Source organism: Neobacillus sp. NPDC093127 (assembly GCF_044754175.1).
In the GTDB taxonomy this organism is placed as follows: Bacteria; Bacillota; Bacilli; order Bacillales; family Cytobacillaceae; genus Neobacillus.
This window is the reverse complement of sequence record NZ_JBIVOP010000022.1, coordinates 26682-42161: the sequence shown is the minus strand read 5'-3', so window position 1 is coordinate 42161 and position 15480 is coordinate 26682. Positions and strand designations below refer to the sequence as shown.

The following is a 15480-nucleotide window of genomic DNA, read 5'->3' as shown; positions in this document are numbered from 1 at the left end:
TAAAAAACAATCTTTTCCGCCCATGTGACGACTTTCTTTCGGAAAGCTTTGTACCTTTGCTACAAAAGCGCCGGAAAGAAAAGCAGCCTTCACACAAGGACATATATATATACCGGGAAAGAGGTTAAGACCAACTCTCCCAGTGTCCTTCCGGATCAATGGACGCAAGCCGAATCCATCCATTCTTCACTTTTTGATGAAAGGCATGATCGTGGTCCAGCATCCGTTTCACATAGTCCCCCGGTGCTTGGATGACCACCAGCAATCGCAGTGGCTCATGATATGCCTCTTCATCCGATTTCATAACAGACTGCCAGGGAAGTCCGGATAATAAGTCACTGGAGTTCCCCTGCATGACCCCGAGACCGGCTGTCACAGTTTGAGTTGTTTTATTCCCGCTGCCATAATAATGAGGGGCAACAGTAGATGCATAATATTGCAAGTTAATCCATTGGGCTACCGTTGCCGGCCCGGAAATAATGTTGGCGAGAATAGCACCGTTTTTATCCTTCTTCCAGTTATAATTGTTGAGGAAAACTCTTCCTCCCAAATTGCAGTCTTGGGTCAGCCGGCGTTCCCCGATGATAAACGCAGCGTTACGTGCCAAGCCCCATTCCGGACGGACCTCACTCCAATCTTCTGAAAGACGCTGCGCTTCAGCCTTTGGATTCTTGAAATGGGTTCCGAGATTTGGCAAGTGCACAATCCGCTCGGCAATGGCTTTCTCACTAACCTTTGGCAACGCGGCTTGAACACGAAGAAACGATTCTTTAGCTTCTTCTGATAGTTCTGGAACATAAAGCCAGCGCAATTCATCAAGTGTGGTAATATGCTCGGCAGCTGCAAAAACGGTATCTTTCGGAATCATAATTCCCTCTTTTTCAAGGCTCTTCCTTACGTTTGGAAGATTACATAAGGCTGCCAGCACCCGCGCATTGAACCCACTTGATGCCCCTCCGCAAGCGCCGCAGTCGAGTGCGGAACTATATGGATTGTTCGTGCTGTGACTACCATGTCCGCAAATAACCACTAGTGGTGCAAAGTGATCAGTCAGTCCCATCATTTTTAGAGCTTGCCGTACATAGTGTACTTTTTCTTTCTCCGAAAAGCCAATTGGCAAATCTGCTTCCAATGTATCCGTATGGTCAAGCGAGAGGTTCGTGGATGGTTTGTGCAGCCATGATTCGTACAGTTTGCTTAATGTCCATCCTGCACTTCGCGGAACAAAGCTGCGAGCCAGCGTTTGCAGACTTAGCCAAGGACCGCTAATCTCCGGTAACACCATACTGGAAACCAGATTATGTTTCATTGTTTTAAACGTATCACTGAGTGAACGGACCGCTTGATACCGTTGTTGATAGGATTCAGAATCCAGTGAAAACTCTTTTACTTTGTATTGCGGTTTAAACATTACCGGCAAAGAGCTATGCTTGTGATTACTGCCAAGCTCGCAGGTTTCAATCGGTAATCCGAAAAATCCTGCTGTTCCAAAAGTCTCAAAATCACCTGCTATTTCAAGTTTTCGGCGAAAAGGCTCTGATCGCACATCAATACAAAATACAAATTGGGCGAGTGAAGGTTTTACGTTTTCAGCAGCTCCAGCAGACTGTTGGGATGTAATCATTTTCTTTAATTGGTCTTCATATGTTTTTTCCCAGGCTTCAAGCCAAATCCGATTGCGTAGAATCTTATCAAAGCGATAGGCAAGGGTCAAACGTGCCTTTATTTCCGTAGAAGATAATGGTGACCAAGCATCGATTGGCAGGTTTCCCCATTCGGTCCAAGCTGCAACCAATGGTTCTAAATGAACTTTATCTTTTCTTTTTTCAGGTAAGGGAAGAGAGGGTTTAACTAAGGCCCATTCCAGACAAATCCGAACAGCTAAATAATCATAAAGCAGTGAACTTTCTTCCATTGATTGCTGTGAGCGCCAAAGCATCATACCACTCCATCCTGGTAAAGCAAGGAAATGTGCCTCAAAATAGTCTTGAATTTCTGAAAAGGGAATTTCGAGTTCGAGCAAAACTTCCATTAAGGCAGCATCAGGTTCTTCCGGCAGCTCACTTAGTTTTTTACGTATCTTACGGCTTAGTGCCGGGTCATGCCGGACTAGTTTCCGCCACGCATGATAGAAACCTTCTTCTCGATTGGGCATAGACCAGACAGCCTGGGACTCATTCAAAAACAATTTACACCACTTGATCATATGGCGGTTAAGTTCGTGGGCTGCATTCATACTTCCCAGCTGTTCCAAGCGCTGGCTATAAGTTTTAACTGAGTGTTTTTCAGTCATTTGTGATGTAAAACGGTTAAGTTTTCTTGCAATACTTTTTATCTCAGGTGCTTCCAAAATGCTGGAAGATGGTTGAGTCTGTAAAAGTGCAGTCCGGCAGAATCGCTCTGCTGCCTCACGCGGAAGCTCCAAAGATTGTGAGTTTAACCACTGTTGAAGCCCTTCTTCTAATAAATCCTGATGAATTTGGCCTCGATCCCGTGCAGACAGAAATACGGAATCATTGGGGTAGATATCTACATCACAAGTATCCTTAAGCCACCGCGCTGTTTTTTCAAAGGGTTGTCCCTCTAAACCTACCCAGGGGTTGCGTGCTGCAAACGTGGTAATTGGCCCAAGCGGTGCAATGACGCTGCTGGCGGATTTCACCAAGTCAAAAAGATCAAAATCAATGATATCGGGCAGATTTCCCCAATGTAATGTTTTTGCTAAAGTTGTATTCATCGTAAATGACCTCCTCTAAAGAATGATTGTGTCAAATACTTAGGATGACTTTCGACCAAATCATTTTGAGGCTCACCCAATTGTACAAGCCAAAGATAAATGACAGCATAGGCAGTTGATGAACGATGTCGAGCCAGCCAAACACCTGCAGTACTTCCGGCCAATAGGATAATCAAGAGCAAAATGGCCGCCGGTGCCTGTGCTTGAATTCCTTTTGGGATTGAATCCTGTAACACAACATAAAAAGCATCATGTACCAAACTGTATACAATTGCCGCTGCAGTAACCAAAGAAAATCCTGCAATACGCCCAACACGTCCATACCCAAAAGCCACGAGCTTAGTCCAGGTTAAAGAAACCGACCATCCTAACGTAAGAGCGCTTATCAATTGATAACTCTCTCCAGGAGAAGACAGATAAATAACTAGTGCGACCATGAGGCCTAAAATACCCCCAGTGATGGTCCAAAATAATGACGCTGGCTGGTGCGTCCCAGGGGCAGGCACCGCGTCGTGATGAAGTGCAGAGCCAGCCTGTAAGAAAAGGGTTGATTTGAATAGACCATGTAAAACAGCGTGGATAATGGCTGCCAAATATGCACCTAATGCACATTGGATTAACATGAACCCCATCTGAGCAATCGTAGACCCTACCAGCTGCCGTTTATAATCAACATGAACCAGCATAATTCCGGTCCCTATGATGACTGAAACACTGGACAATAGAAGCAAAACAAGTTGGGCTATATCACCGCTAAAAAGCGGTGAGAACCGAGTCAGGATAATTCCGCCTGCATTCACTAATCCCGCATGCATTACCGCGGATACAGGCGTTGGAGCCACTACTGAATCTAACAGCCAGCGTTGAAAAGGCCATTGTGCTGCTGGAATCACTACAGCCAGGATTAGCAAAAAATTAATACAAGTCTTTTCCCATGAATCAAGCTGTGCAAGACTGCTTTTGGTGAGGATGAGCGATAGCTGCCAATGCCCTGTGGCTTGGGTTACCCAAATGACAGCTCCCATTAGGAAAAGCCAGCCTAGTGCAAATAGACGGCCAGATTGCTTAGCTGCGTTTCTAGCCACACTCCACTCTTTTTTTAATCTTATAAGCAGTGTCAGTCCCAGGAGTGTAACCCCCCAGCAAACCAGCAACAGACGAAGATCATTACTCAGCCAGGCACCTGAATCAACAGTAGTAGTAATAGTCAGCAGGGCAAAATATTTTCGATAGGCACGATCACCGAGTAAGTAACAAACAGAATAGCGCTGCACGAAAAAACCAATGGTTAGAACAAACAATGCCAGCAGCCATGATAAAGAATCAAACCGCCAAGGGCCATAAATCATGGTCTCCTTGGTCGTAACAAGGGCCAGCAGGGCAGCAATCGGGGGCAACAATGTGATACCGACGTGAAACCGCACAAAAGACAGCGGAACCCTTGGGTATAACAGCAATAGCGCGCTGAGCACCGATATTGCAAGCAATATGAAAAATATTTCTGGCAGAGAAATTAACATTCTACTTCCCCCCATCTATGGATGGAAGAAACCAACATTCCGAAAAGATGATTCTAACTATTTCCTTCATTACACCGCATTCCTTTCTGTTTATTTTTAAAAACAAAAAAACCGACAATTTTTAAGCATAATGGTCAAAACCATTAAACTTTGAAAATTGTCGGTTTACTTTTAACGGGCCCAATCAGGCCTTTTAATCGTCTACCTAATTATATAATCTTTCTTCCTTTCAATAAGGAAGTATATTTACAGTTTACCCTCATTATTATAGATTTACTTTTTCATAGTGCCAATAGATCGTTATTAACCTTATGCTAAAGTAATCTATTTATTTAGAGAATCAATTAAACAATTTATTTACGATAGTAATGTTACTATTTATCAAACATTCCGTCAAGTGTGTAATACTCGGTTACAGCGACGGATGCTGTGTTAGTGCTGATATCTCTGACTGTTTCCTCCTCCATAGATTGGTAACCCTCTTTCAGTAAATGTTCAAAAAATGAATGGACGATACTGTTTGGAATCTTTGTTCGTTAACATTTTTCTACCATATTACGTGGCTGAAATAGCTATATCAAGGGATTTACAGGGGATCTAATCAAATTAGTTAATAAGTGGAGTGTTGAAATTGCTCGAATGTTGCTAAGGATTGTTCAAAGTTATTAACTACATGGGATTAAAGATGTTCTTTAATTGGAAAATACTAAAACGGCTGTCAATTTCATTGGCAGCCGTTTTAGTATTTTGGGAAGCCTGAGAACCGTCACCTTGCTTCCTCGGCCCTTATTTCTAAATGAACATTTGGTTGTTCTCCTCCTCCTGATTGTCGCGAGTTATCGCTTCATAATATACGTACTTTATGAAGGATCAAGCGGTTAGGGGATGCTTACCATAATGAGGACTTTATCTTGTAAAAACGGAACGACAATACGGTTATCCCATCGTTATCAAGACCGTGCAAATCAGAATAGCTAGGCTTCTTAGGGATTGCAGATTTAAATCCTGAGTTAACACCTCATTCATTAGGGCATACATTTACCTCACTTCTTGCTGCTGAAGCTGGTGTCTCACTCGAACAAATCATGGATAGACTTTGACATTCCGATGATCAAATCACCAAAAATGTCTATCTCCACGTTACCCAAGAGATAAAAAAAGAAGCTTCCCACAAGTTTGCACAACTCATGAGAAGCCTCGATTAAAATCCTCTATGTTAAAATGTTAACCTTACACTCGTATCTTACATAAAACCCTTATATCAAGGGGTGAAGCGGCTTATTACATCATGCCGCCCCTAAGGTGAGAGTGTGTAATATCTTGAACGATGTGTGCAAAAAGTGCGGTATATCAAGATTTTGTTAATTTTTATCTGTAACATCTTTAACGAGATTTGATTATTTTTCACTGGATTGCGTTAGCAAAATGTTAGCAATTTAATTTATATACACAAACATTATCCAACGGAATAATACAAAATTTAGCTTGATATTATACCTGGGTTGCTTTGTTGGTATGTAGGAATAGATCCTAATATTCTTCATAAAAATATTCCGTTTGTTCATTCCTCTCTATAGACATTATTTTTTCAACTGACCATCCCCATTCGTTTCTATTCTTGTTGAACCTTCTCTTTTTGATATAATCCACCTTGTCATAATTTTGAATTTTATGTTCCTCAACCAATTTAGGAGAGATAAATGCATCATCTACAAATGCAAATGGATTCATGTATTCTTTGTCAACATGACCGACCCCGGTTTGGACAAAATTAGATAGAAATGTTTCATCCCCCGGTGCAATCTTATAAATCTTAAATAAATCTTTTTTCTTATTATCTTCAAACATCCTTACTTTTAAAGCTTCATCAGCTATCCAGTGATGAGCCTCTTTAATGGAATCCATGTAGAAATACCCTGCTTTTATAGGTGAAAGGTTGCTATTTCCAAGGTATGCAAAATTAATCACACCTTTATCTTTGTTAATGTATGTGACAAAAATATCGGTAAACGGAAGCGTTCGATACAGAATTTCTTCAGCTTTGTCAGCGTATTTTTTCAAGTCATCTCTACTTTTAGCCGGCTTCGCTTCAATATACCAACTTTCATTTTTCCATTCTTCAAGTCGCTGAGATATCTTACCCCATTTCTTCATTCGAGTAGTAATAATTTCATCCAACTCAAATTTTGCATTTGAAAACATCTCTTTCTCCAGAAGAATCGGGATAATTTTTTCCTGTATTCCAACAATCATATCTGGTTTTGACTTACAAAGTAATCCTGCACATAAGCAATTGAATTTTTCTTCATCATTTACAAGTCCACTAATTAAATCCCAAATCCAAAAATCCTTGCTTTTCGTTCTTGCAAATGAAGTAGCTGTTTCTAGAGCCTCATCTTTCCTGTTCACTTTCATCAATAATTTCGCTTTATAATACGGGAGCCATTCAAAAGAAGGATTACTTTGTATTTGAGTATTCAGCACGTCGATTAATGAGTTAATCCTTTGTTCCGTTGCCATAGAAATATCCAATAATAACAGTTTTTTCGCATAAAAGTTCAGTACCTCTTCTGCCAATGACCTAACTTCTACATTCTCACCTTTATCATTAATAAAATTAGTCTTTTTATAATCTCCTTTGTCAAACCAACAGAATCCGATAGTGTCCATAAATGTAAGATAGTTTGTATCGTTTAATTTGGTTTGAAGTTCTTTTATAAGTGAACGCGATGCTGAAGGTTCATTATTAACATAAAACCCTCTGTTCTCAATAAACTTCGCTTCATTGCCACAAAACCTCAACAACTGCTGAAGAACTTTATTAGCATGCAGCTCTCCTTGCATCACAACCCTTCGAATTGACCATAATATATAATCGACTAACTTTTTCTTTGGATCGTTAGTTGTAAACACATTGAAAGAATGGCTATCAAAAGATATCTTTGCATTATCATTCAAAATTCTAAAATTGTTGATGTATCGGTCCATAACTCCTTCCGACATCTTCAAATAATCATACATGATCCAGCCAAAAGTGATTACTGCATCCTCATCGTCTTGATTTGCTTTAAGATACGGAAGGAGTGCAATAAATGCCTCTTTTCGCTTCCCTGTTTTCCTCAGTTGCTTTGCTTCTTCAATTGGGTCTGGGTCCAGTTTCCCACCGTTCCGAGCAATTTTATTAAATAACTTATCTAATTCGGCTAATATTTCATTTATTTCCGAATACTCTTTTTTAAGTTTTAATTGCTGCACGAAATTATTACGGTCGATGCGATTATATGCGTAATCTTGCAACAAATTGAATTTCACAAAGTAATTGGTACAAATTCGGTACAAGTCATCATTAAAATTTTTGGTTGTGTACATTCTGTTCACTTCCTTTAGTCAAGAACATAGATTTCTTTTATCAATCCAACAATTTCTGAGAAAAGTTCCTTACTTCCATCAATGTAATAGAATTTAGAAATCATGCCATCACCGGTATACCAAAGTTGGATACGTACGTTATTCTCTTTATTGGAAAAACTTAATATCAAATTCCAATCATGAAAGTCCAAAACTCTCATTTGAATATCATGATTTTCTAAGATAGCAGCAAACTCTTGCAAAGACGATTGCATTACTCCACTAGGAACATCCTTTGAAACTGGTTTTAATAAAGACAATATAAGTGCAAAATCCTCCTGTTCACCTAACTTTAACCTTGGAATCTTCATTTCTCCTCTCCCATTGTAATCAAAGAACAATTCAATTTTTTTGTCATTCATCTCCAAAATGACAATCTCTAAAAAATTTTTTGAAGCTATATTTGAGATAGTCGCCACACCTGACAGTTGGGTTTCCAAATAGTTTTGAAGCTGTTCGGAAAAAGTTTGATCCCCATTAGAGAGTGATAAAATGATGTTACTTTTATTTGGAGCTGTTATGGTTGTTGACTCACTAAATTCCGTCTTTAAGAAAGGAGAGATTGGTCTCCAATTGACCAGTTGAACATTATTTAATCCACTCGATATCCCAGTATAGATCCATTTGAAATAACCCTTATTCGTTTTACCTCGGTTTTCATCTTGATTTGTATTAAAAAACACCGTTTCAAAAGAATAAGCCATTGCCTTATTCACTGTCATCGCCCAGCCAAACTTTACTCTCGCTGCATTTAAAAGCTTAAAATATTCGCTATTTGGCACTTTTAATTTTTTTAATACCCGATCTCTGTACGCCTTTTCAAAACGAGTCAATTTCCGTTTGTCTTTGGAATTCCTATAAATTTCTTTCCCATCTTTTTTGGATATAATAAATTGATCAGGATGTTGTAACATTTCTTGGTATTCCACACTTCTTTCAAAAGGCTCTTTATCAAAAACCTCCTTTTCATAACTCGATAATACGATTTGATAGGCAATAATTTCGTTTCTATCCAGCTCATTCTTTGTAGCTTTCAAGTAATTATCGAATACAAAAGTTTCAATGATACTTCCATCCTGAAGCTTTATTTGGCAAGGAATAAATCGCAATATTACTTTTTCGTCTTTAATGACCACAGTTTTTTCGATTATATGATTATGATCAGCAGTGATAACTTCGCCAAAATAACCGTTGTCCACCCTTTTAGGTTCAACAAAAGAAAAAGGTTGTTCATTATTAGCAAATGGAGAGAAATCATTTTCCACCAATCTTGGTCCATAAGCTTGAATCGTTGAATTAAAAACAATGTAATCCTTTGCCCCTATTTCTCCGCCATTTTTAATTAATTGCTTCTTTATCCAAGTATTCACTTGATTTGCTTGCTTATTGGAAAAAACAAGGATTTTACGGCTGGTTGGATTCAACCAGGTTTCCTTCAATATGTTTGTTTGTTTTTTCTTTTCGCAGATGGTAATCTCTTCGCTAGAGTATATAAATAACTCATTATACCGTTCTTCCCGTATATTATTTGCAATCTTATTACAAACTTTAATGATTTCAGAATCCCCGTCATTATCCGGAAACTCTGTATTCCCTATTTCTGAAAAGATACCTTTTATATCAAGAAGCGCTTTCAAGTATTCTGGATTAAGTGCATTTTCAGTGTTCGACCCATAACTTAGCTTATTTTTATCTCCAATGAAAATAACCTTTCTCTTTGGATTGGATTTCAAATCGATATAATTTAGGACATCATCTAATAAAAGCCCTGAACCAAATTGCAACAAATCTGTATCGAAATCCGAATTAGTAATTAGCTGACTATCATCGATAATATACAAGGCTTTATCTTGATTATGGATTTCATCATGTCCTTTTATTGGAATAGTCTTTTTGTAAAATTCATCTATTGTTTCACTATTGAAATCAAATACCGTATTAAATAGTGAATCGACTTCTTCTAGTTCGGGATTGTTCCTCAGCATCTTCCTTCTCAATCGATTAGAGTAAGCAAATACTGGGGCATCTGTAAAACCTAAATCGAAAGCAAACTCCCTAATATCAGGAATTAGCGCAGTTTTGCCACTTCTCGTATTACCTGTTAAGGTCATAATTTTGCTATCAGATTTTAGAAATTCACGAATTTCTTGCAAAGAATTAATATTTTTAGTTCGTTCTTCAACACGCGGTTCGTGAAACCCCGTTTCAAATTGAATATCAAACTGGTATTCATTCGCAACAAACAAAGTCTCTGTAAAAGTTTGTCTCCCCTTATCCGACAAATAATTCATATTCTTATCAGCCATTACATCAAGGATGTCGACAATTTTGTTGAGATAATTGTTTGAATCAACAATCGAAAAACTTATTTGGAACTGGCGGGGAATTCTACCTACGACTTCTATGTTATCGTGAAAACAAACTACGGTTGATATAGACTTACGTTCAAAATCGTGTAAACGATATTTAAGTTCATCTATCAGCTTTATCCGCTGCTTGCCAAGTTGACTAAATGGATTCGGGGAGCTTCCTCCTTTAACAGTTACATCACCATTTAACACCCATCTACCAAATCCGAAATTTTCCTCAGATGGAAGTTCTAGTGTCCCGCTATAATCTTTAAAATCAATAATAATAATTTGACTTTCAGTAACCAACAAGCAGTCTATTTGCAAATCTTCTCGCACAACGCACTCTGGCATTCCTAGTAAAACACCATCCCATTGTCTTTGCTCAAAAACTTGTGACAACTCAACCGATATTTTCCTAAAAAATTCATTTTCGTACGATTTTGAGGATTTGCCTTTGAGAACCTCTAACATATCATTTTGCCTCCCTATGGAGCTTCATCTCTAAATATTATAAGATTTCAGCAGAATACCTCGTTAATTATCCTAAATCCGAAATCTAAAAACCCCCGCAAGTCCTAGGCCCACGAGAGCATTATTCTTTTCCCTTAAATTCCAACAACCACCGACATTTTCCTACTAAATCGGTGTTGGTTCGTTTTCTTCTAGTTCGCCTAGAATGTCATCGAGATCGAAGTCGTCCTCTGGCTCCTGTTTTTTCAGTGGCTCAACTACATGAGAACTCGCTGGTTGCTCAGCAGAGTTATCTAACTGCTTCCGCAACTTAGCAATTTCTTTTTGGCTCTCTTCTTCGAGCTTTTTCAACTGCTGTGTATATAATGAAATTTGCTTCCTCAAAATATCTATTTCATTTTCATACTCATCCTGCTTACTATAATTGAGTACTCCATTTTCCACTTGAGCTTGAAGAGCTTGATTTTGAATCTGAAGTTTATATATGTCCCGCTGATAATCATCCTTTAAAGCAGCGCGTTCCAAACTCCATTGTTGTGTAAGCCGCTCTTCTACTTGACTTTTGAGGATTTCACGTTCCTCTTTATATCTCTTTACTTCGGACTCAAATTGATGCATTTGCTTTGTGACTTCATCCACTTTCTGACGAAGTTTGCCAACCTCACCGCCTAATTGACCAGCTTCCTTCATACTTTTATCTAGCTTCTTCGTGGCAGAGTCAAACTCTTTTTTTAACTTATTGAAATCCCGATCCTTTTTTGCAGTGACCTGCTCTTTAGATTTCACTTGATCCTTAAGTGTCTTAATTTCATCATGCAAGGACTTATTCGAATCAAGAAGCAGTTTATTCTGTTCCAGCACTTCTTCATATTGGTGCTTCAAATTTTCTTTACTAAGCTCTGCCTTAATGGATTGCAGTTGTTGAATCACACGATTGATTTCAGCGTCTATAGATTCTTCTTCAGACTTTTCCACAACAAGTTCCTCTAATTGAAAATCATCACTTAAGATTAAACCTGTTTCTTGCTCAAATTCGTGGCCATATTTTTCAAATACTTGCTTTAAGTATTGGTGCCCTCGAGGATCAAATCGCAGCCAGTTGATATAGGTAAAAATGGTTATTTGCTCATATTTAATGGCATCTTCAATGTTTTCCATCCAAAGGACTAGATTATCTTCTTCCCCTTCATTAATTTCCTCAATCAACTGGAATCTGCCGTGAGCAACCTGCACTAAAAAGTTATACATCGTATAATGCTCAGAAAGATAGGGACTCAACTCTCTGACAAGATCCTTCTTGGAGACATTCTGCTTTAAAATCTGGGTGAGCGAGAGATTCGTTTTGCTAATCAGCGCTTTTTCATCCACCAAAGACTTGCATAAGGCTGGCCCATCAAGAAGACTAAGAAGACATGCATCTAAATATTGATTGGCGGTTCCCTTCACTGAAATATACGGGTACCGTTTGTTTTCTTTCCTTTTTCTCGCCATTAATTTTCTCCCCCTACAAGTTTAAAGCCAAAAGCTCCTCCCTTTTTCTGAATCTTGTTAATGATCGCATCGATTTCCCTTTTCACAATGACATCAGGTTCATTCGTTCTTGCATTATATAACACCTGCTGCGGTAGCAATTCATTGCGAGTATTAACAAATTTTCCAATCAAACGGTAGATTTCCAACCTCACAGGCACGCTGGGCTTTTGGTTTAGCTTATCTTTTAACAATGGGCCAATTTCACGCGGAAGCACATTCGGTCTTTGCAGAGCAGATAATAACAGAATTGCCTGTGCATCAGGGATCTCCACAATCTTTCTGGCAAGATTGATTAAATCCTTAAAGGAAAGCAAACCTGCATAAGAGCCTAAATTCTGCTGTTCCTCTTGGGTACCGTTGATTAATAAATGGAGATACTGTTGAAACCCAGTAGAGTCTCCTAGTCTTACGAGACAAAAAATCGCCTCCGTATGAATTTCTTTGTCCTCTAAGTAAGGCTTGACCACAGGAACAAACTCTTTCCCACCAAGGGAACCAAGTGCCTTTAAGCAGTTTTGCTTGATATGTCTGCTTGTTGCCCGCTTCAGTTCATAAACTACGCTTGGAGCGAGACTTGGATCCTGCGTATGTCCTATCCCTTCGATAATGGAAGCCCGCTTAGCCGGAAACTTCTCTAATGCTTCCTTCAGCTTCTGACTTGCAATAGGCTTTCGAATACCACCAAGCATCTTGCAGGCCTCCCTAACCATATGGGAATCGTACTCAAATTCAATGATTTCATATAGGACCGGAACGACTTCGTCCTTAAAGGATTTCAGAGCTACAGAAAAAATTGGCCTAACAGTGCGATTGGTACATCTTAGATACGCATAGAAAACATCTTTAATAATTTGAGGCTCCAGCTGATTAAAGTTTCTCGCAAGCTGAATGGCTTCCTCAATTATATCCTTTCTAGATGTCTCCAAAGCATCAATAATTTTGAGAAGGTCTTTTGCTGCAGCTGTATCCTTCATATTTAACACGGCTTCAAAGGCCGCATTAAATACATCCGGGTCTTTGGCATGCCCAAGGATTTCAGGAATCACCTCTTTTTCATTTATCTGACCAGCAATTCGAATTGCAAGCTCAATATGCTGCTTGTTTTTGGCATAAAGAAGGATCGCTTTTAACAGAATTCTACCTTTAAGACTTAAGATGGTTAAGCGGGTCCCAAGCTGAACAAGAGCAGTGAGTTTGTACTTTTCTTGTTTATTTTTAAAATCGAACAAGCGAATTTGGCGAAAAAGCACTTCTATGGCCTTTTCTCCAAAGCGTTCAATTTCTTTGGTAGCAGTCAAAGCGGTATACTCATTTTCACTCGCACTGATGACTTTTAGTTGTTCCTTGATTTGGTCATACTCCTCTTGAAGCAGTTCTTGATCCAATTCAGAAAACGTTAAATCAACATAACCGACTCCTCCTGTCCTTTCATACGTAACCTTTACTCTAGTATCATCCTCTTCTTTGCTGGTAGGTTGATCCATCTCAAATATATCAACAAGACCATCTAACAGACCATCTGTATCATCGTCTCCAAGTTGTGTTTTCAATTGCTCTGTCTGACTCTTTAATGCATCTTCAATTTCACTTTCATCCGGCAGGTTATAGACAGCAGGTCTATATTCCTCCTGTCTTTTTTCATTCAGTTGACTTTTAATCTTTTCTGCCAGTAAATCCTCTAAACTTACCATGTTTTCACCTCTTCCATTTTCATTGCTTCTTGTTTCCTTAGAATTCGAGCTTTTTCTTCGGCTGTATACTCACGTACACCTAAGTTAACGTGGATCATTTGCGTCTCATCCTCCTTTAACCAAGCCTTAACCGTTACATTTCGTTCGTAATCTACACTCACATGGATTACGATTTGTGTTCCCACTCTTACCGGTTGTTCAAATTCAAGACGTGCGCTCTTTAGCTGTTGCTGTAGAATTGCTTCTGGGTCTTCCGCTGTAAACAACTCTAATTCCATATCATTGACAAACTCTGAATGTCCTGTGACAAAGAATCCTTTGTCAAAGGTCTTGTCATATGGAAGTGGTGCATTCTTTGGCAATAGAGTTACCGGCGTTCCTTTTAATACATTGATAAAAATATTCTGCGGATAGATGCGTGCACCCTGACCGAATGGAGCACGTTCAGCCTCTGCTTTACCTAATTGAATCTCGCCTTGATAGTAGTGGTAAATGGCTGCACCGCGTGAAACCGCCTGCATAGGGTTCACAGCTGAAATAGGAGCCTTGCCGAATAATTCATAAATTCGTCCTTTAATAGTTGGGAATTCTGTCATACCACCTACTAGGAATACCTGGTCAATATCCTCAATCTTTAATGGAACAACAGCTGAACGTATGGCATTCATAATGGGATATTCAATATTTTTCCCGCGGCTTCCCTGGCTTTCATAAAGAAGTCCCTTAATGACCTCATCATATTCCTTTTTCGAGATGGATATCGTCGTCTGGAACTCCTCCGGGACACCAAGAAGCATCATGGAAAACGTAATATCATCAAACGCATGTTGATTTTCATAAAGATTCATTCCTCCCATTAGTATCCTTGTGTTAATGCTGCGGGAGAAATATTTCTTTGCCTGTTCAGCCGCATCAGATAACGTCTCACGAATTTGCCGCACTTGGTTCTGGGTATACTTCTGTGCAAGCTGTTTGGCTGGAATTCCTTTCGTTTTTAGCAGGCTGGTAAACATGTATTTCATGACAGCATCATCAAAATCAGCGCCGCCAAGCTCCGTGTATTGCGAAATGGATAAATCTTTAATATCTAGTCCCCCGTCAGGAGTAGAACCTACGCGATTAATGGTTACGTCACAGGTCCCCCCGCCCAAGTCAAACACAAGAATGGTTTGTGGCTTCTGCGTTATATCCAAGGATCTTGTTGATGGATCCTTTTGTCTTTCCTCATTTAGAAAATCAATCAAGGCTGCAGTTGGTTCCGGAATCATATGTATTTTTTCTTTATCAAACCCTGCTAGTTCCGCGGCAATTTTGGTTTTGGCCTGCTGCTGAAAATTAAAGTTGGCTGGAACCGTAATAACGGCACTATCAATTTCTTGACCAAGAAAATGATCTTCGGCTGTTCCTTTTAAAGTACGCAGGATAAACGCAGAGATTTCCTCTGGACTATACTTTTCTTTGTTTGCAGTCTCCCACTCTACTTCTTTTCCGATATGTCTTTTTACTTTAGACATGGTTTGCTTCGGATCAATACTTAACATTTTTTTTGCAAAACGACCTGCATTTGGCGTTGAGTGTTCATCAAAGTAAACCACACTAGGAAGAACCTCATCAAAGGTAATGTTGATTCCCTGTTCATCGTATTGCTTTACTTGTAACGTTTTTGCGTAAACTTCTCCTTTTGGATTCTTATAGGAAACAGAGACGGTTGAATTCGTCGTTCCTAAATCAATCCCTACATAACGGCTGAAACCTTTCATTACGTTCAT

The 15480-nt window shown here is 39.2% G+C and carries 7 protein-coding genes and 1 pseudogene; 1 reads left to right on the top strand and 7 read right to left on the bottom strand.

The window, feature by feature from the left end; translation table 11 throughout:
• Positions 1-124 precede the first annotated feature (124 nt).
• Entirely contained in the window at positions 125-2737 is a 2613-nt protein-coding gene (locus ACIQCO_RS23065; RefSeq protein ID WP_400433248.1) for a DUF2309 domain-containing protein, read from the bottom strand.
• The gene (locus ACIQCO_RS23060) at positions 2734-4257 is read right to left on the bottom strand and encodes an NADH dehydrogenase subunit 5 (RefSeq protein WP_400433245.1); all 1524 of its coding nucleotides are present in this window, start codon (positions 4255-4257) and stop codon (positions 2734-2736) included. The genes ACIQCO_RS23065 and ACIQCO_RS23060 overlap by 4 nt, the downstream gene beginning before the upstream one ends.
• Positions 4258-5185: 928 nt before the next feature.
• Between ACIQCO_RS23060 and ACIQCO_RS28245 the strand changes: the two are divergent.
• A pseudogene (locus tag ACIQCO_RS28245) lies at positions 5186-5462 on the top strand (tyrosine-type recombinase/integrase); the annotation flags it as partial.
• Positions 5463-5787: 325 nt separating this feature from the next.
• Here ACIQCO_RS28245 and ACIQCO_RS23055 read toward each other — a convergent pair.
• The 5 genes from ACIQCO_RS23055 to ACIQCO_RS23035 all read right to left on the bottom strand — a co-directional run bounded on the left by ACIQCO_RS23055 (position 5788) and on the right by ACIQCO_RS23035 (position 15480).
• Positions 5788-7512 (bottom strand): DUF7017 domain-containing protein, encoded by a 1725-nt coding sequence (locus tag ACIQCO_RS23055; protein ID WP_400433242.1) that lies wholly within the window; start codon positions 7510-7512, stop codon positions 5788-5790.
• Between the two features lie 128 nt (positions 7513-7640).
• Positions 7641-10487 carry a nuclease-related domain-containing protein gene (locus tag ACIQCO_RS23050; RefSeq protein WP_400433239.1) on the bottom strand — a complete coding sequence of 949 codons (2847 nt, stop codon included), beginning with the start codon at positions 10485-10487 and terminating at the stop codon, positions 7641-7643.
• A 165-nt stretch (positions 10488-10652) separates the two neighbouring features.
• A complete protein-coding gene (locus ACIQCO_RS23045; protein ID WP_400433236.1) occupies positions 10653-11978 on the bottom strand; it encodes a coiled-coil domain-containing protein in 1326 nt (441 codons plus the stop codon).
• Positions 11978-13711 carry a HEAT repeat domain-containing protein gene (locus ACIQCO_RS23040; RefSeq protein ID WP_400433234.1) on the bottom strand — a complete coding sequence of 578 codons (1734 nt, stop codon included), beginning with the start codon at positions 13709-13711 and terminating at the stop codon, positions 11978-11980. The genes ACIQCO_RS23045 and ACIQCO_RS23040 overlap by 1 nt, the downstream gene beginning before the upstream one ends.
• On the bottom strand, positions 13705-15480 hold the full coding sequence (locus tag ACIQCO_RS23035) for an Hsp70 family protein (RefSeq protein WP_400433231.1): 1776 nt from the start codon (positions 15478-15480) through the stop codon (positions 13705-13707). The genes ACIQCO_RS23040 and ACIQCO_RS23035 overlap by 7 nt, the downstream gene beginning before the upstream one ends.